Origin of the sequence: Thermocrinis ruber (genome assembly GCF_000512735.1) — a bacterium.
GTDB classification, from domain to species: domain Bacteria; phylum Aquificota; class Aquificia; order Aquificales; family Aquificaceae; genus Thermocrinis; species Thermocrinis ruber.
Map to the genome: position 1 here is coordinate 391,471 of NZ_CP007028.1, position 17,262 is coordinate 408,732.

18 protein-coding genes and 1 tRNA gene are annotated in these 17,262 nt (G+C 44.6%); 5 read left to right on the plus strand and 14 right to left on the minus strand.

Features of this window, described 5'->3' with window-relative positions; all coding sequences use genetic code 11:
• Nucleotides 1-11 precede the first annotated feature (11 nt).
• Nucleotides 12-713 (plus strand): succinate dehydrogenase/fumarate reductase iron-sulfur subunit, encoded by a 702-nt coding sequence (locus THERU_RS02115; RefSeq protein WP_025305638.1) that lies wholly within the window; start codon nt 12-14, stop codon nt 711-713.
• Between the two features lie 4 nt (nt 714-717).
• Nucleotides 718-1,230, plus strand: a complete 513-nt coding sequence (locus tag THERU_RS02120; protein ID WP_038532014.1) for a CDP-alcohol phosphatidyltransferase family protein — start codon at nt 718-720, stop codon at nt 1,228-1,230.
• Here THERU_RS02120 and THERU_RS02125 read toward each other — a convergent pair.
• From THERU_RS02125 to THERU_RS02180, 12 genes are all read right to left on the minus strand, one after another.
• Entirely contained in the window at nt 1,201-4,593 is a 3,393-nt protein-coding gene (locus THERU_RS02125) for a translocation/assembly module TamB domain-containing protein (RefSeq protein ID WP_025305640.1), read from the minus strand. The two genes, THERU_RS02120 and THERU_RS02125, sit on opposite strands and share 30 nt — an antisense overlap.
• Nucleotides 4,590-5,204: a bacterio-opsin activator gene (locus THERU_RS02130; protein WP_025305641.1), complete on the minus strand. Its 615-nt coding sequence runs from the start codon at nt 5,202-5,204 to the stop codon at nt 4,590-4,592. Before THERU_RS02130 ends, THERU_RS02125 begins: the two co-directional genes overlap by 4 nt.
• A gap of 23 nt (nt 5,205-5,227) precedes the next feature.
• Nucleotides 5,228-5,300, minus strand: a tRNA-Pro gene (locus THERU_RS02135).
• The gene (locus tag THERU_RS02140; protein ID WP_025305642.1) at nt 5,301-5,558 is read right to left on the minus strand and encodes an HU family DNA-binding protein; all 258 of its coding nucleotides are present in this window, start codon (nt 5,556-5,558) and stop codon (nt 5,301-5,303) included. It abuts the tRNA gene before it with no gap.
• Nucleotide 5,559: 1 nt separating this feature from the next.
• The gene (locus tag THERU_RS02145) at nt 5,560-7,140 is read right to left on the minus strand and encodes a S1 RNA-binding domain-containing protein (protein ID WP_245565841.1); all 1,581 of its coding nucleotides are present in this window, start codon (nt 7,138-7,140) and stop codon (nt 5,560-5,562) included.
• Between the two features lie 25 nt (nt 7,141-7,165).
• Entirely contained in the window at nt 7,166-8,014 is an 849-nt protein-coding gene (locus tag THERU_RS02150) for a UbiA-like polyprenyltransferase (RefSeq protein WP_025305644.1), read from the minus strand.
• Nucleotides 8,011-8,427, minus strand: coding sequence for an archease (locus THERU_RS02155; RefSeq protein WP_025305645.1), 417 nt, complete (start codon nt 8,425-8,427; stop codon nt 8,011-8,013). The genes THERU_RS02150 and THERU_RS02155 overlap by 4 nt, the downstream gene beginning before the upstream one ends.
• Nucleotides 8,424-9,224, minus strand: coding sequence for a 4-hydroxy-tetrahydrodipicolinate reductase (gene dapB / locus THERU_RS02160; RefSeq protein WP_025305646.1), 801 nt, complete (start codon nt 9,222-9,224; stop codon nt 8,424-8,426). The genes THERU_RS02155 and dapB overlap by 4 nt, the downstream gene beginning before the upstream one ends.
• Nucleotides 9,221-9,466, minus strand: coding sequence for a hypothetical protein (locus tag THERU_RS02165; RefSeq protein WP_025305647.1), 246 nt, complete (start codon nt 9,464-9,466; stop codon nt 9,221-9,223). The genes dapB and THERU_RS02165 overlap by 4 nt, the downstream gene beginning before the upstream one ends.
• A 32-nt stretch (nt 9,467-9,498) precedes the next feature.
• On the minus strand, nt 9,499-11,412 hold the full coding sequence (gene thrS / locus THERU_RS02170) for a threonine--tRNA ligase (RefSeq protein WP_025305648.1): 1,914 nt from the start codon (nt 11,410-11,412) through the stop codon (nt 9,499-9,501).
• Between the two features lie 3 nt (nt 11,413-11,415).
• The gene (locus tag THERU_RS02175) at nt 11,416-12,693 is read right to left on the minus strand and encodes a heterodisulfide reductase-related iron-sulfur binding cluster (protein WP_025305649.1); all 1,278 of its coding nucleotides are present in this window, start codon (nt 12,691-12,693) and stop codon (nt 11,416-11,418) included.
• A 120-nt stretch (nt 12,694-12,813) separates the two neighbouring features.
• Nucleotides 12,814-13,323 (minus strand): peroxiredoxin, encoded by a 510-nt coding sequence (locus THERU_RS02180; RefSeq protein WP_025305650.1) that lies wholly within the window; start codon nt 13,321-13,323, stop codon nt 12,814-12,816.
• 26 nt (nt 13,324-13,349) lie between these two features.
• Between THERU_RS02180 and yaaA the strand changes: the two genes are divergently transcribed.
• Genes yaaA through THERU_RS02195 form a run of 3 tightly spaced genes read left to right on the plus strand, consistent with a single transcriptional unit; the run spans nt 13,350 to nt 15,655 of the window.
• A complete protein-coding gene (yaaA, locus tag THERU_RS02185; protein ID WP_245565842.1) occupies nt 13,350-14,069 on the plus strand; it encodes a peroxide stress protein YaaA in 720 nt (239 codons plus the stop codon).
• A gap of 12 nt (nt 14,070-14,081) precedes the next feature.
• Nucleotides 14,082-15,023 (plus strand): glycosyltransferase family 2 protein, encoded by a 942-nt coding sequence (locus THERU_RS02190; RefSeq protein ID WP_025305652.1) that lies wholly within the window; start codon nt 14,082-14,084, stop codon nt 15,021-15,023.
• Complete coding sequence (locus THERU_RS02195; protein WP_025305653.1) at nt 15,020-15,655, plus strand: ComF family protein; 636 nt, start codon at nt 15,020-15,022, stop codon at nt 15,653-15,655. Before THERU_RS02190 ends, THERU_RS02195 begins: the two co-directional genes overlap by 4 nt.
• On the opposite strand, the gene THERU_RS02200 is transcribed toward THERU_RS02195, so the two are convergent.
• Nucleotides 15,636-16,847, minus strand: coding sequence for an aminotransferase class I/II-fold pyridoxal phosphate-dependent enzyme (locus THERU_RS02200; protein WP_025305654.1), 1,212 nt, complete (start codon nt 16,845-16,847; stop codon nt 15,636-15,638). The genes THERU_RS02195 and THERU_RS02200 overlap by 20 nt on opposite strands.
• Nucleotides 16,840-17,205 (minus strand): TraR/DksA C4-type zinc finger protein, encoded by a 366-nt coding sequence (locus THERU_RS02205; protein WP_025305655.1) that lies wholly within the window; start codon nt 17,203-17,205, stop codon nt 16,840-16,842. The genes THERU_RS02200 and THERU_RS02205 overlap by 8 nt, the downstream gene beginning before the upstream one ends.
• Nucleotides 17,206-17,262 lie beyond the last annotated feature (57 nt).

The following is a 17,262-nucleotide window of genomic DNA, read 5'->3' on the forward strand; positions in this document are numbered from 1 at the left end:
AATTTATCTTCATGCTGGTAAGACTAAAACTTTACAGGGACGATGATTTTGTTATAAAGGAGTTTATTGTTCCCACAGAACCCGGACAAACCCTCTTGGATGTCCTCTTTTACATCAAAGAGGAGTATGACCCAACCATCTCCTTTAGAAGTATGTGCAGGGCTGGTATATGCGGAACCTGTGGAGTAAAGGCAAACCAAAAGCCCATCCTTGCATGCAAAACCGCCATAAAAGACCTGGGAGAGGAGGTTTTGGTGGAGCCCCTTGATAACATGCGTCCAGTTAAAGACTTGGTTGTGGAGCATAGCATCCTAATAGAACGTATCAAAAAGCTAAAGGTATGGTATGAACCCCTCCAAGAGAACCTTCAAAAGCTTGAGATGAGCCCATTTCTTTTAAAGAGTTTTGATTGTATTGCCTGCGGTTTGTGTGATAGTAGTTGTCCCATCTTTGTTAGCAACTCAGACTTTGGAGGTCCAATGGCTTTCTCCCGAGCCTATAAGCTACTCCAAGACAGAAGACACTCAAAGGCGGAGGAAAGGCTCCTTCTTCTCAAAGATGCCCACATCAACCTTTGCACCCACTGTAAGAACTGCTCCATAGTTTGCCCAATGGGTGTGATGCCGGAGATGTTGATCAAACTGGAAGAGACGGAGCTTTTAAAGAGAGGAATGCTCTCCCAAGGTGGCGTAGCTGATTTTGGCTTTTTCTGAAGTGATGAACCTGCCAAACCTTGTATCACTTACCCGTTTACTGCTAAGCCCCCTTATGCTATTTTTGGAGTTTCTCCAAGCCATCGCACTGTTTATACTCCTTGCCCTAACGGATGCCCTGGATGGTTTTCTGGCAAGAAGGCTAAAACAGGAGACGGACTTGGGAAAGGTCTTGGACCCTCTGGCGGATAAAACCTTACTGCTAATAGCCCTCTATGTTCTCACTTATAGATTTCAGATGATAGAGCCCGCACTTTTGTTTTCTTTGCTCTTTAGAGACCTTTTTATACTCCTCGGTGGAGGGCACATATACTTGACTAAAGGGTTTGTCCCCAAGGCAAGAATGTTGGGCAAGCTTACCACAGCCTATATATCCTTTGCCATCCCCCTCTATGTTCTTTTTAAGTTAGAGCTCCTTCTCTATCCTGCTTATATTTTGATCTCTCTTTCCTTCTTGGACTATCTTTTGTTCTACGTGAAAACCCTATCAAAAGTTAAACTTGCCCCTGACCCTTAATCTAACTTCCTTTGATTTGTCTGAGTTTATCCTTCCTCCTACCGAAATCCCACCGGTGATTCTCGCACTGCCTCCCACATAGCTTTCCTTTGGATCTTTCAGAGTACTATGCTGATACTCTATGGAAAACCTATCTGTTATGTCCTTAGAAACCTTTGTGGAAACTCCCACCTCACCAGAGCTACTGAGCTGAGGCGATACAGATATGTTTAACTCAGTGCCCAACGTTTTTTCTAAGCCTTTCGTGAGTCCTGTTACCTGCGGGATCTGAGAAGCTAAAATATCTCCAAGGGATATAATTCCCTGCGCTTCTCCTCCACCCAACACAAGGTCTGTTATTATTTTTCTTGTTTCTTTTGGCGGTTCAGAGTTAAGTAAGACCTTAGGATACTCGGGATCTCCCTTTAGGTTTATGAGGATCACATAATCGGGCAGGGATGATGCTATGGTTAGGTCTATATTTTTGCTCTTTTTATCAAGCTCAAAAAAGCCAGACTTTACATAGAACTTCTTGTTGAAATACTTTAGCTCTCCCCCAGAAAGTGAAAACCTAAACTTATACTCAAGGTCATCCAGCTTGCCCTTTGCATAACCCTCCAAGGAGCTGTATATGTATCCCTCAGGCAAATATACCCTTAGAGGCTCATAAGAAGAGACCTTTAGGTCTAGAGTAAGTGGAATCTCTTCCCTTTTTGCCTGTTTTGCCTTTGGAAAACTTCGCACTTCTACAATGCCCGCTATGCTTAGGTCAGAGGATATTTTAACCTTTTTGTAGTCTGTGCTTATAGCACCCACTCCCCTCAAAAATAGGCTACCCCTTAAATTTTCATCCCTATATACCACAGGAACTCTGTTTACGTTGAATTTTACCTGCAACTCTTTTTCTGTTCCCTCTGCTTCCGCGGTCAAAGAAGAACCGTTTCCCAAAAAGTTCATCGAACCTTTAAAGATCTTTCCGTCTCCGTAAAAGTAAGCTTCCCCCCTCATTGGAATACCTACGTACCTAGACCTCAGTTCTATCGGTTCCTTTGATAACAAGACTAAGTTGACGCCCTTTTTGTCTATGTTCAGATAATAGTATAAGTTGCCTATCAGTGAAGTTTGAACCCTACTTCTAAAGAGTGCGGATGTTTTTTCTAAGTTTATATGCCCCTCTGAATTGATGCTAAGACCTTCCGTCTTGCTGTAAGAAATTTTAGCGTTGCCCTCCGCATAGCGGTATATTTTTATGTTGGGTATTTCAAAGCCCTCTTTTTTTAAGTCATAGAAGCCTTCAGCTTGCGATAGCTTCAACAACTCTTCCGAGTTTAAGCTTACACTTCCACCACTAAAGAAGATTTTACCCTCCTCCAGGCGTAGATCTCCTACCCTTACCTTTATGGGTCCTTTTTGAAGGTCAAATCCTTTGACGTTTGCCCTCAGCCTTTCCCCTTCGTAATCAAACTTGGCGTTTATGGGTATTGTTATGTCTTTGAACTTTGCCCTTCCCACAAGCTCACCCTTGCAAGCGGTCTTTGAACAGCTTTGGAGTCTATAGGAGAGCATCAAAAAACTTCCCTTTAGCTCCCCTTCCCACCTGCCCTCTGTGTTAAAGGTATAATCTGAGAGGGAAAAGATGCCCGAACCTTTGAGTTTTTCTTCCAAACTGTAGGTTAGTATGAGCTTTTGGTCCTTTACACTTCCCACCAAGAGACCGTTTTTAAACTCAAGGTCCCCGAGCTTTACGTTCTTCAATATGCTTTTAAATTCTCCTTCGGGCTTTCCTTCAAGGAGTTTTATGTTAAATTCCAAGTTTGCAAGCGACTGCACCTTTTCCTGACTTAACTTACCTTCCAACCTACCCTCTGCCTGTACCTTTTTACCAATAGCCTCAAAAGAAACCTGCCCCACAAGGTTTGAAAGCTCTATACCCCTCTCTTGAAAGTTAAAGCCTGTAAAGGTTAAAACACCCTTTATGCTTTCGTCTTTTATATTTCCAGAGGCGTTCAGCTTAAAACCCTTGCCCTCTCCGCTGACCAGAAAATCCTGCCCTTTGAGATTAAGATTAAAGTCAGACCTTCCTATAAACCTGTTGTATACGTAAAGGTCAGAAAGATAGCCTTTTCCCAAGCTCTCTGGAGTTCCCGCCACGTAGGAAAGATAGCCCTCATAAAAGACCTTTGCCCTTACATTTTCCCTTTGATAGGGTAGTCCATTTACCTTTAGCTGACCCCAAAAGTCCTTCCCGTAGAACCTACCTTTTAGCTCAAGCACGTCGGAAGCAAAGGAAACTTCCCCCTTTGGCTTTTCCTTGTAATCAAGCCCCAAGCTTAGGTCTGCATTATTTATCTGGATGTCTTGAAAGATTATGTCCTTAACACTCCCCTCTAAGCTTAAGGTTTTTTTGTTGAGGTCTGCAAACAATCTACCCGCAAAGAAGCCCCTCAGACCTTGTTTTACACCAAGCAGTTTTTCATCAAAGGCAAGCTCGGAAAAGTCAAGCTTTAATGTCCTCCTATTCAAGTCATACTCAAGCCTTCCAGTGAGATTTTTACCCTCAAAGCTAGTGGAAAACAGGTTTTCATTCCTCCATCTGTAGCGGTATTTTCCTATCCCGGCTACTCTGCCAAAGTGTTTTTCTTTTATCACAAGGTCATCTGTTTGCAATTGCATATCTACTTGGATATTTTTGTAATCCAACCAGCCTTTAGCTTCAACCTTTATGGGTTCAATGGAAAAGTTTCCGGTGGTTATTCTATCCACATAGCCCACCGCTTCAAAGGCGCCCTCTTTACCCTTCCAACGACCCTTTAGGTCAAAGGAATAATTTTCTCCTAGAACCTTTGAAGAAAGAACTTCCAAAGTGTGACCCTTTAGTTGGGCACTTTCAACAAAAACTTCTATCCTTATGATTTTCTGTCCATGGATATAATAGGCAACTGTTGGCTCTTCAGCCCAAATTTTATTGCCCTCCTTGTGGGCTTTCCCTACAAAAAGGGTTATACTCTCTGAATAGGGCACCGAATTCATTGAAATGTAAGCCCTTTGCAGGTGTATGTTTATCTTATTCAATCTCCTCGCAAGGTCGCTAAAATCGTATTCAAAGGGCTTTTCCGATATCTTTGAGGAGACGCTTATCAGCGAAAGCTCCCTTAGCTTCAAAGTATCTTTGTAAAGGGCAAGCCCATCCACCCTTAGAAAGAACGTTTCACCTCTAAAGTTGGGCAAAAGAACCCAAAACTCTCCTATCTCAAAGCTTTTTTCCTTGAGATTTATTTTTGGTTCTTTTACCTCAAACTCAATGCGATGCAAAAGCAGAAAAGGTTTAACAAAGACAAAATAGATAAAAAGAAGGACTAAAACCAGATAACCAACATACTTCATTCAAGGCCATACATACGCAGGTTTTCTTTTATCTTTTCTATGAGCTCAATGGGTGTATGGATGGGATAATCAAGTTCTTCAAGGACTTCTTGGACAGACCTACCACTTAGCCAAACCTTTCCAAGCTTCTCCTTTAGATGTTGTGCAGATTGAACGGGAAAATCTTTCTCCTCAAGCCTTCTAAGGAGGATTTTAGCCCAGGCTATATCCAAGGCTCCTGCAGTTCTCCGTGAGAACTCCAAGCAAAGACCTGTATGGTCCTTTTGGTCTTTTACTAATCTGTAAGCGAGCTTGGCTATGCCACCGGCGGTATGTATGTTAAGGTCTTTACCCTCACTTTCAAAAAGTTCCTCTAAATTATCAACCAAAGGCTCAGACCGGAGGATGTTTTTTACCGTTTGAGGGGTTATTCTTAGCCTTTGGGCGATCTCCTGCTCGGATTTGAGGTATTCTTCCTTCAGCACTACAGTGTAAGAAGCCAGAAGCAGGGACGATAGCCAACTGGTTGCCCGTGTTTGGACCAACTTTTGCGTACCACCTAACAGCTCAAGGGACTTGAGAAAAACTCTAAGAGTTAAAGCTTCAACGTGCTCTTCCAGCTCGAGAGCCATTTTGACTCCTTTTTAGTTTAAAATCGGGGTGACGGGACTTGAACCCGTGACCTCTGGCCCCCCATGCCAGCGCGCTTCCTCCTGCGCCACACCCCGTTATCTATTAATTTTAGCATCTAAGTTGGGGGTGTTCAAATAGTACAGAAGCTTTTTGCTGGGCTTGAACTTAACGCCAACCTTCTTACCTGTCTTTTTTACACTCCACGTACCAAAGCCAGAGAGCTTAACCTTCTCACCTCTACTTAAGCTCAGGGCAATTTCCTTAAGGATAAAGTTCAATACCTTCTCGGTCAAAGACTTGGAAAAATCAGGGTACTTCTCGTGACACCTTTGAATTATATCCCTTTTAGTCATCTTACAGCTTCATCTTCTTCTTCAGAAGTTCTCCCAGAGTAAAACCGCTCTCTCCTCCTTCGCTGACTATGTCCTCTACCTTGGTTTCTTCCTTTGCACTTAGAGTTACCTTTGAGTGTGGAACTATATCAATGATGCGTACCTCAACTTCATCTCCGACCTTTATGTCCTTTGCGTTATCCATTTCAGAAACAGGCAACAACCCTTCTACTCCTTCAGGAAACTCCAAAAATGCTCCAAAGGGATGCACAGAAACTACCTTTAGTTTAACCCTATCTCCCACCTTATACTTCTTGAGAAAGAGCTCCCAAGGATTCTCTTGCAGTTGCTTTAGCCCAAGCTTTACAAATTTACCCTCCAGACCAAGGACCACAAACTCCCTCTCTTCTCCTATTGTGAGAACCTCTTCTACCCTTTTGGGTCTTCCCCAAGAGAGGTCGCTCCTGTGAATGATTCCCTTTACATCGCCCAAATCTATTATAGCTGACGCTTTTTCAAACCTTTGGACAATTCCTTTAACTTTGCTTCCCACAGGATGATTTTTGATATACTCCTCCCAAGGCTTTGGAAGTGTTTCCTTTATACTAAGAATGAGCTTTTGGGCTCTTGGGTTAAACTCAAGAACCTTTACGTTAACATTTTCCCACTTCTTTGGCATACTGCCATCATATGAAACCTCGTCCTTCGGCACAAAACCCTCCAAACCTTCAAAGAGTTCCACTATAACTCCCTTTTCTGTTATATCCACCACCTTGCCGGACATAACCTTGCCTTTGCTTATAACTTCCTTTGCCTTCTCCCATGGGTTGGGCTTTAGCTCCCTAAGGCTCACAAAGATAAACTCACCGTCTTTGGGTATTCTTTTAACCTTGACCTTGAGCCTCTCGCCTACCTCCGTGTAATTGTAGGGATTTTTGTCTCTACCCCAAGAGAGTTCTTCCTTTGGCAAGAATGCCCTTAGCGCATTCTTTATCAGCAGTGTAACCCCTTTCTCTGGGTCTATTTTGATAACTCTACCCTCTATTACATCTCCCACCTTTAACTGCTTGAGGATTCTCTCCTTCTTTCTCTTTTTGATCAGCTCTATAAAATCCTTTTCACTTAGAACGATCTTTAGACCTTCCTTTGTGTCTGAAAGTTCCTTTATCTTTGCTACTACTCTTGAATTCTTTCTCAGTCCTTGTCGGGCTTCAGATTTAGGTAGGATTGCCTTTAGACCACTGATATTAACCACATACGCGTCATCCAAAATCTCCTCTACTCTACCCTCTACGAACTTACCTTTTTCTTGGGCAGACTTTAGAAAGCCGTAGAGCCTCTCCTTGAGATACCTTTGGAAAGACAGAACGGGCACACCACCTGAAAATTTAACCAAGATGCCCTTTATTTCGTCCCCCTCCTTGGTTTGTGGCGGCAGTTCTTCCCTGGGCATTATTGCCTCTACCTTATAGCCCACATCAATGTACGCGGTCCTATCGTCTATTTTGACGATCCTTCCCCTTACCACCTCCCCTTTCCTTAAAATTCTGTTTGGCACAAGCTTTTCTTCTAATAGGTTTTCAAACCTTTCCATTTCACCCATGGGAAAATTATTATAAGCAATTTTTTCAAATCAACCTATCCAAAAGAACGGTAAGAAAGTACACTACGCTCACATACCCGTTTACTGTAAAGAATGCTTTGTTTATCTTAGAAAGGTCGTTCTCCTTTATTAGGCTGTGTTCATACACAAGAAATAGACCGAGTACCAGAAGCCCCAAAATGTAAATGGGACCTAAGAAATCCAACACAAAGAGTAAGGCTAAGAGGGAAAGAAAGGTTATAGCATGAAAGAGCCTGGAGATCTTTATGGCTCCCCCAATGCCATACTTTACTGGGATGGATTTTAGATTGTGCGTCCTGTCAAACTCATAGTCTTGAAGTGCATACAGCACATCAAACCCCGCTACCCAGAAAGCCATACCCACACCCAAAAGCAGGGCGGTTTTTGATATGCTTTCATTAAAGGCAACATCCACCGCAAGGGGGATCAAAAAGTAAACCAAGCCGAGCACCAGGTGTGGATAGTAGGTGATCCGCTTGGCATAAGGATAAAACCAAAGGAGAAAAACCACCAAAGGAGCCAACAGGAAGGTAAGCAAGTTTATCATAAGGCAGGCAAGGAGGAAGATGCCGCCGGAGAGAAAAACGAGTTTTTTTATATCCTCTTGAGAGAGCTCACCCCTTGCGTGAACCCAATCCTTTGTTCTTGGGTTTAGCTGGTCTATGGGAAGGTCAATGAGCCTGTTGAGGGACATACCCAATGTCCTTGCGGACACGAATGCAACAAACACCCAAAAGAGCTTCCAAAGGGATGGGAAATCCTCAACCAACAGGACTATTCCCGCCAGCAAGAAGGGAAGGGCGAAGATGGTGTGTTCAAACTTTGTAAGCTCTGCGTAAGCCTTTAGCCTCATATATCAAATATAACCTCCGCCAAATAATCGTCTTCTAACTTTTCCACCTTGAGCCTGTGATAGGTGGCTGCCTTTATGACAAGCTTTGAGGGGTGCCTTTCTGGATCAAAGGTACCGCCCTTTAGCATCAGTTTAACACCATCCTCTTTAAACTCCACCCTTTCACAGTGGCTTATTATCAATTTTTCCTTTTCGTGCAAGACCAAAAGCTGGTTTATGACATCTGCCAAGAGGTAGGGTAGTTCTCCTTGAACCTCCAACTCTACTTTTTTGTCTTTGCTAACCTTTTCTATGTCTGTGATCTCGTTAAAGGTAGCAAGGATGGCTTTGCAGAATAGTTCCTCCAAGCTCTTTGCCCTTACCCTTATACCTGCGTCTGCGGTGATGTCATCTATGATTTCATAAAAGCTCATATCCCAAGCACATCAAACATGCTGTAAAAGCCGGGTGGTTTTCCTTTGATCCACCGGCAAGCTTCTAAGGTGCCCTTGGCAAAGATGTCTCTGGAGACTGCCCTGTGGGTAAGCTCTATCCTCTCTCCAAAGCCCAAAAGATATAGAGTATGCTCTCCCACTACATCTCCACCCCTCAGAGACATGACGCCTATCTCCTCGCCCTTTGGGTCTATTCCCTCCCTTCCAAACTTTCCCACCTGTGAGGGGTCTTTGCCCAAGGCGTTAGCTACTATCTCCAGAAGCTTTAGGGCGGTTCCACTTGGTGCATCCTTTTTAAATCGGTGGTGGATCTCTAAAATTTCCACGTCAAAACCCTTGTCCTTTAGGGCTTTAACCGCTATCTCTGCCAACCTAAAGAGAAGATTGACTCCCAAGCTCATGTTGGGAGAGAGAAGAATGGGGGCATACGCTGAAAGCTCCTTTAGTTCCTCCACCTGCTGTGGGCTAAAGCCCGTGGTACCTATGACCACTCCTTTACCCGCATAGGCAGACAGCTTGGCATGGGCTAAAGCAGACAGAGTATTCCCCGTAAAATCCACCACCACATCTCCAAGGGGTAAAACGTCCTCCAAGTTAGAGGTGAGCGGTGCAAACTTGAACTCTTCCATACCCACCGCTTCTCCTAAGCTTTGCCCTCTGACGCAGTCGGGGTGCTCAACGCCTGCAACTACCTGCAGGTCTGAATACTCAAGGGAGGTCTTTAGGATCGCCCTGCCCATTCTGCCGAGGGCTCCGCACAAGATCAGCTTGGTCATTCTTCCTCTCCAAAGATCATATCTTCAAGCTCATCTATCGCCTCTTCCGCTTGATCCGGTGGAACAACCGATGGATAGAGGGCAACTTGGACACCTTCCGTAAAGAGTAGCCTGCTTATGATCTCCTGAAGCTTTTCCAGCTCTTCCGGAGTCACATCGTTTCTGATGCTCTCCTCAATGGGCTTGGAGGTTAGGAAAAAGCCTACCAATGCAAAAGGTACTGCATAGGTTTGTTCTTCCATGACACTCTCCTTTTCAAGTTTTACTAAAGATATTAACACACTTTCTTTTGAACAAGTTCTGTGAAAAATTCCACCAGCTCTTCCCAAGTTTTAGTTCCTAAATCTCCTTCCTTTTTGGACCTAACGGAGACGGTTTTGCTTTCCACTTCTCTATCTCCCACCACAAGGATGTAAGGGACCTTTTGCAACTCCGCAGTCCTTATTTTGGCGGAGAGTCGTTCCTTTCTGTCATCCACTTCCACTCTGAAGTGCCTTTCTGTTAGGAAATTCTTAAGCTCGGTTGCGTAAGGTATATGTTTTTCAGAAACTGGGATCACCCTTGCTTGGACGGGTGCGAGCCAGAAGGGTAAGAGCCCCGCATAGTGTTCCAAAAGAACACCGGTGAACCTTTCTATTGACCCAAAGATCGCCCGGTGGATCATGTATGGTCTGTGTCTTTTGTTGTCTGGACCTACGTACTCCATGTCAAAGCGCTCTGGCAAATTAAAGTCAAACTGAATGGTAGAACACTGCCAGAACCTACCTATGGCATCCTTGATCTTTACGTCTATCTTTGGACCGTAAAAGGCACCACCACCTTCGTCTATCTCGTAGCTTAAGTTTAGAGCTTCTACCGCCTTTTTGAGGGCATTCTCCGCTTTTTCCCACTGCTCTTCGGAGCCGATGTAAAGGGGTGGTCTTGTGGATATGTAAACCTTGAAGTCCTCAAAGCCGAAGGTTTTTAACATCTGCACTGCAAAGTCCAAGGTTTCAAGGATAACATCTTCCACCTGCTCGGGTGTGCATATTATGTGGGCGTCATCTTGGGTAAAGCCCCTCACCCTCATTAGTCCATGCAGAACTCCGGATAGCTCGTATCTATAAACAGTGCCAAGCTCTGCCAACTTCAGAGGAAGCTCTTTGTAGCTCCTTACCTTGCTCTTGTAGATGGCCACATGGAAAGGACAGTTCATAGGTTTGACAAAGTATTCCTCCTGCTCCATCTCCATGGGTGGATACATGTTCTGACGGTAGTACTCCAGGTGTCCGCTGGTTTGCCATAGTTTTGCCTTCCCCACATGGGGTGTATAAACCAGTTGATAGCCCCTCTTTAAGTGTTCTTCCTTCCAAAAGTCCTCCAAAACTTTTCTGTATATTCCGCCCTTTGGAAGCCAGAGCACCAAACCTCCCCCTATGTCTTCGTCTATGATGAACATCTCCAACTCTGCGCCCAGTTTTCTGTGGTCCCTTTTCTTTACCTCTTCGTAGAACTTCAGCCTCTCTTCAAGCTCCTTTGTGTCCCAGTAGGCTATGCCGTAAATTCTTTGAAGCATAGGCTTGGAAGGGTCTCCTTGCCAGTAGGCTCCAGCTATGTGAGTTAGCTTAAAGGCACCCACCATACCAGTGGATGGTACATGGGGACCCCTGCAAAGGTCTATAAAGTCCCCCTGCTCATAGACGGATATAACATCGTGAGGGTCTATGCGCTTAATTATGTCAAGCTTGTAATGTTCCTTTAACTGTTCAAAGAGCCTAATGGCAGAATCCCTGTCCAGCTCCCTCCTCAGAATAGGATAGTTTCTCTCTATGATCTCCTTCATCTTCTGTTCTATCTTAGGAAGGTCCTCCTCTCTTATCCTTGTTCCTTCCACCTCCACGTCGTAATAGAAACCTTCCTCCGTGGTGGGTCCCACTCCAAGATGGACTACCTCCTTACCGTATATCTCCTTTAGGGCTTGAGCCATTATGTGAGAAAGGGAGTGGCGCATGATCTCCAAGCTCTCTGGGTCCCCCTTGTATATAGGCACGAGCTCTCCAGACTCCCTTATGGGTGTCTGAAGGTCAATTATTTTACCGCCCAGTTTGGCGCCAAGGGCGCCCTCTATTCCCACCTCTTTAAAGAAATCTCCAAGCTTTTTTCCCTCTTCCACTTCGTACTCTTTACCGTTTAGAACTACCCTAAGCATGGTTCAAAAATTATAAGCCCTGTACAAAACTTCTATAGGGTGCAATACCTTTATGCCCGTTGCCATCTCTATTTGGTTGCTGGCAAGGGGGCAATCGGATACCACAAGGTCTGCCTTTGCACTGATTATTTCCTCAAAGAGCTTGGAACCTACCTTGTATGCCATGTCAAAGGTCTGCTTTTTTACACCAAAGGTGCCATCGTGTCCAGAGCATCTTTCAATGAGCCTAACCTTGGTGTTGGGGATTAACCTCATAAGCGCCGCAGCCTTGTAGCCCACGTTCAGGGATTTGAGGTGACAGGGTATGTGGTAGGCTATGTTGCCCATGGAGACCCTAAAGTCTTGGTTTAGTCTTCCCTTTTCCTTTAGCTTCCAAAGATACTCATGCACATCAAAAACCTTTTCGGAAATCAGCTTGACGTCGGGGTCATCGGGCAAGAGCAACGGATACTCGTACTTTATCTGCAGGGCACAGGTGGGAACAGGCACTACTATATCATAACCTGCAGATACGTAGGACTTTAGAACCTTGACGTTGTGCTTTGCCTTTTCTATGGCCGTGTCTATATCTCCCACATCAAAGAAGGGAATGCCACAGCATTGAACCTCTGGAATTTCCACCCAAAGGTCGTTCTTTTCTAATACTCGTAGCAGTGCTATGCCCTTTTCCAAGTAGTTATAGTTAAAAAGACAGGTGCTAAAGAGGACAACCTTTCCGTTTTCGCCTTTGACGGGTTTTCTATTTTCTTTATACCAATCCACCAAAGTTTGAGAGTTTATGGGTGGCAGTTTTGCCCTCCTGTCTATGCCCATAAAGTTCTCTAGGATCACCCTTACAGGCTTTGTGTTGTTTAGCTTGTTTACTATGCCAGCAAAGGGTACCGAAAGCTTGCCCACTAAATCTGTATTTACCATAAGTCTGTCTGTTAGCTTGGCTCCTTTGTTTTTGAACTTCCACACCTTATACCTCAAAGAAAGGTGAGGGAAGTCTATGCGCCACTCGTGGGGCGGAGTGTAAGGGCACTTAAAATAGCACTGCTTACAGTGAAAGCACAGTTCCAAAGGAAGGGCTAACTCCTCTTTACTCAGCTTTTCTACATCATCATCGTGCCGGTCCACCGCATCAAACAGGGCAGGGAAAGAGGGACAGTAGGTAACGCACATCCTACAATCCTTACACTTTGAATATACTCTTTTTGCCTCCTCCCAGAGGGCTTGCTCGTCCAGAAACTTCGGGTCCTTGATGTTGAACTCAAAATCCTTCGTGCCACCTATGTCCATTTTTTACCTCCTTTTTATAAAGAGTATTATATGCAAATAATTTGCATTTGTCAAACTATAAAAGGGGTACTCTAAAAAAACACAAAAGAAGGAAGGAATTTTTGAAGGTAGCCTCAGCGTTCAATAGTTTTTAGCCTTTGATGTAATGTAGCTGAGCACTTGGTTGGGGTCTCCCTTTGGGTCCACGCCTCTATAGATTTTCTCCACCTTTCCCTCCGGGTTTATTAAAACTGTATCCCTTGAGCACATGCCAAAAAACAGCTTAACTCCGTAAGCTTTGGCTACTTCGCCTTTTGGGTCCGAAAGTAAGCTATGTCTAAAGTTGTATTTTTCTTTGAACCTCTTTATAGTGGGCACGTCGTCGGTGCTTACGCCAAACACTACTGCGTTATTGGAAAGGAACTTGTCATAGAGTCTTGAATACTCTTTGCCCTGCGTGGTGCATCCGGGAGTATCTGCCTTTGGGTAAAAGTAAAGCACCACCCATTTACCTCTGTATTGGGAAAGCTGAACCGGTTTGCCCTCTTCGTTTAAGAGATTAAAGTTGTATGCAGGCTGTCCCTCCTGAATTAGGTTCCCAGCTTCCACAAAACCCAAAAGGGTGAGGAGTTTTATAAGAAATGCCTTCATAGCGTTTTTTATTTTAAGTCTCCACGATGATTTATCAAAGGCTAAAAATGACAAGAGAGGATGTTAAAATAACTTTTGTGCGGTTTATCCTTCCTTGGTCCAAAAGACAATCAAAGATAAAGCTTAGGGAAAAATACCCTGTTGGCTTAGAGGTTTACCCCTTCGAAGAGCTCAATACCAAAAGGATAGAGGTTATAAACTGCCTTGGCATTAACATGGATGAGCCTTTGCCCCTTTGGAGAAGGCTAAAGGGAAGGTTTTGGGAAAGCTTGGAGTTTTGGGTTTTACCTCCACCAGTGCAGGAGTTTATAGTGGAGAGCTCGGTGGTTCTTTCTCCCCTCTTTGGTATGTTAAAGGTGGATACGCCCATTCCCTACGCAGAGCACTCTTGGGAGGACAGTTGCCAAGGTTCAAAGCTAAAAGACTGGTGGAAGGAATCCCTAAAACAAATCTCAAAGGAGCTCTTCAAAGACCAAGTGGTGGTCCCCCTTGTGGGAAGGCAGGAGGAAGGGCTCTTGGACCTTGGAACCGCCCATAAGATAGTGAGGTTTTTCTTTTACAAAAAAGGGCAGAGAGTTATCAACCCTCAACCCCACAGGGCATACCTTTTGAGATACATCGCAGAAAAGAGGCTGAGCTTAGAGGAGCTCTCAAAGATAAACTTTTATGATTATAGGGTAAAGGACATAGAAGAGAAGGGAAGGCTAATAAGGGTAATAGTGGAAGGGCAGGGAGCATACATCTGATAAACTATTAGCATGCTCTCGGTGGTTATCCCCGCCTATAACGAAGAGGAAAACATTCCAATCCTTTACGAAAAGCTCAAAAAGGTTCTGGATAGCTTAGGAGAGGATTACGAGATCATCTTTGTGGATGATGGCTCCACCGATGGCACCTACCAAAGGCTAAAACAGCTGGCGGAGAAGGATAGCCGGCTAAAAGTAATAAGGTTCAAAAGGAACTACGGACAAACCGCCGCCATGTCTGCGGGCTTTGAACACGCAAAGGGAGATGTGATCATCACCTTGGACGCAGACCTACAAAACGACCCCGAAGACATCCCAATACTACTGGAAAAATTAAAGGAAGGCTATCATGTGGTAAGCGGGTGGAGAAAGGACCGAAAGGACCCATTTTTATCAAGAAAGCTTCCTTCAATGGTTGCCAACTGGCTCATATCCAAAATTACCGGCGTGCATCTTCACGATTACGGATGCACCCTAAAGGCATACAGGGCAGAGGTGGTAAAGGATCTGGAACTTTTTGGAGACATGCACAGGTTTTTGCCCGCCCTTACCAAAAGGAGAGGTGCCAAGATCACGGAGGTGGTGGTAAGGCATCATCCGAGGATGTTTGGAAAGTCCAAATACGGCATAGGAAGGACTGTTCGGGTCCTTTTGGACATAATGCTGGTAAAGTTCCTCAATGAGTACATCAACAAGCCCCTTTATATGTTTGGTGGTGTGGGCTTTTTGCTCCTTGCGTTGGGTCTTTTCAGCCTCTTTTACCTGATCTTTTTAAAGCTCTTTTTTGAGGAGCCCATAGGAAGGAGGCCCCTCTTGATCCTTAGCGTCCTTTTTATCCTTGCGGGCATACAGCTCATATCCACTGGGCTTTTGGCGGAGCTTTTGATCCGGATATACTACAGGACAAAGGACGCAAAGCCTTACGTAATCCAAGAAAAGATAAACTTTGAATGAGAAAACTTTTAAGACTTCTGGGACTTGCTAAAGGAAATTGCCTAAATTGTGAAAAACCCACAGTGGGAGAAGAGTTTTTGTGCGAAGACTGTCTAAAGGAGCTCAAACCCCAGCATCCCATGGAATATACGCACATTCCCTATGTTTTCTCTTACAGAGTTTTTGGAAGGTATGAGGGTGCAATAAAGAGTTTGATCCTCAACGCAAAGTTTGAGAACAACCCATACACCGCAAGGTTCTTGGGCAAGGTGGTAAAGGATTATCTTTGGCAGTACATAAACGAAATCCAGCCGGACATCATAACCTTTCCTGAGCTCAACATTAGAAGGTTTTGGCTAAGAGGCTTCAATCAGGTGGAGGAAATTCTGAAGGGCGCAGAAGTTCCCTATCAGAGAATTTTTGAAAGGAAAGGTTTTGACCCGCCCATGGTAAAGCTCAAAAGTCAAGAGAGGCTAAAGGCTGTACAGAGCCATCAGGTGAGAAGGCAATGGTTATACGCCCTGGAGGATAAAAAAATCTTGGTAGTGGATGATGTGCTAACCACAGGGCAGACCATATCCCACCTTTGCCAAATGTTACTTTCCCTGGGTGCCAAAGAGACCCACGCCTTATTTATTGCACGGTCTGTCTGAACCTTTCAAGGGCTTTTTTTATACCACGGACCGCTTGCCTTATCCGATGCTCGTTTTCCACCAAGGCAAACCTAACGTAGCCCTCTCCATACTCTCCAAAGCCTATGCCGGGTGAGACCGCCACCTTTGCCTCCTTCAACAAAAAGAGGGAAAAGTCCAAAGAGCTCATACCCACCCACTCAGGAATCTTTGCCCAAACAAACATGGATGCCTTGGGCTTTTCCACCGGCCAACCTATACGGTTCAGTCCCTCCACCAGCACATCCCTTCTCCTCTGATAAACGTCCCGATTTTTCTCTACTATCTCGTAAGGGCTCTCTAAGGCTATTATGGAAGCAACCTGTATGGGTGTAAAAACGCCGTAATCTAAGTAGCTTTTCAGATGGGCAAGGTTATTTATGAGGATTTCGTTGCCCAAAACAAAGGCAACACGCCAGCCCGCCATAGAAAAGCCCTTAGACATGGAGTAAATTTCCACCGCAATATCTTTTGCACCTTCCACCTGCAGAATGCTAGGCGGTTTGTATCCATCAAAGCCAAGGTCCGCGTAAGCAAAATCGTGGATCACCCACACTTCCTCCCTCTTTGCCCACCTAATAATTTCTTTGAAAAATTCCAAGCTAACGCAAAGGGTGGTTGGATTGTGAGGGAAGCTCAGCACCAGGGCTTTGGGCTTTTTGAAGGAAGCCTTAAGGGTATCGTGGATGCTCTTTAAAAAGTATTCTTCAAAGTTTTGCTTTTCCTCAAAGTTTATAGGAATAGATATAGCATCTCCGCCCGCTATTATGGGTGCGTAATAGTGTATGGGATAGGTAGGGTTTGGTACCATTACTGAATCGCCGGGCTCCACCATAGCAAGGATAAGATGCGAGTAGCCCTCCTTTGCCCCTATGGTCAATATAGCCTCTGTTTCTGGGTTTAGTTCAGCTCCGTAGTTTCTTTGGTAAAAGTCGCATATAGCCTTTCTGAGCCTTGGTATACCCCTTGAGGAAGAATAGCCATGCACATTGTCCCTCCTTGCCACTTCGCAGAGCTTTTCTATTATGTGAGGTGCGGGTGGAAGGTCTGGATTTCCCATTCCCAAATCCACAATGTCCTCTCCTTCCCTTCTGAGCTTCATCTTTAGCTCATTGACCATGGCAAAAACATACTTGGGAAGCTTTTGGACCCTTGGAAAGATAAGCTTACTCATGCTCGCCTTCCTCTTCCAACTCCTTACAGTTTATACACAAGGTAGTTACTGGTCTTGCCATGAGCCTTTCGAAAGGTATTTCCGCACCACAACCCTCACATATGCCGTAAGTCCCTACCTCTATTTTATAAAGGGCATAGTCTATCTTCCGCACAAGCTTTAGTTCCCTTGTTTTTAGCCTCTGAAGGTTTATGTATCTTTCCGTTTCTATGTTTGCCCTGTCTATCTCATCTCCTCCCTCGAAGGCTATGTTGGATGGATCCTTTATCTGCTCTTGGGCAGAGCCCAGAATCTTCTGCCTCATTTCCAAAAGCAGGTTCTTTATCTGTGCAATTTGCTCTTCCGACAAATGGTGCATGCTATAATTATATCTTGACTAACACTTCTGGTGAGAAACCATTTAAACATTCAAAAT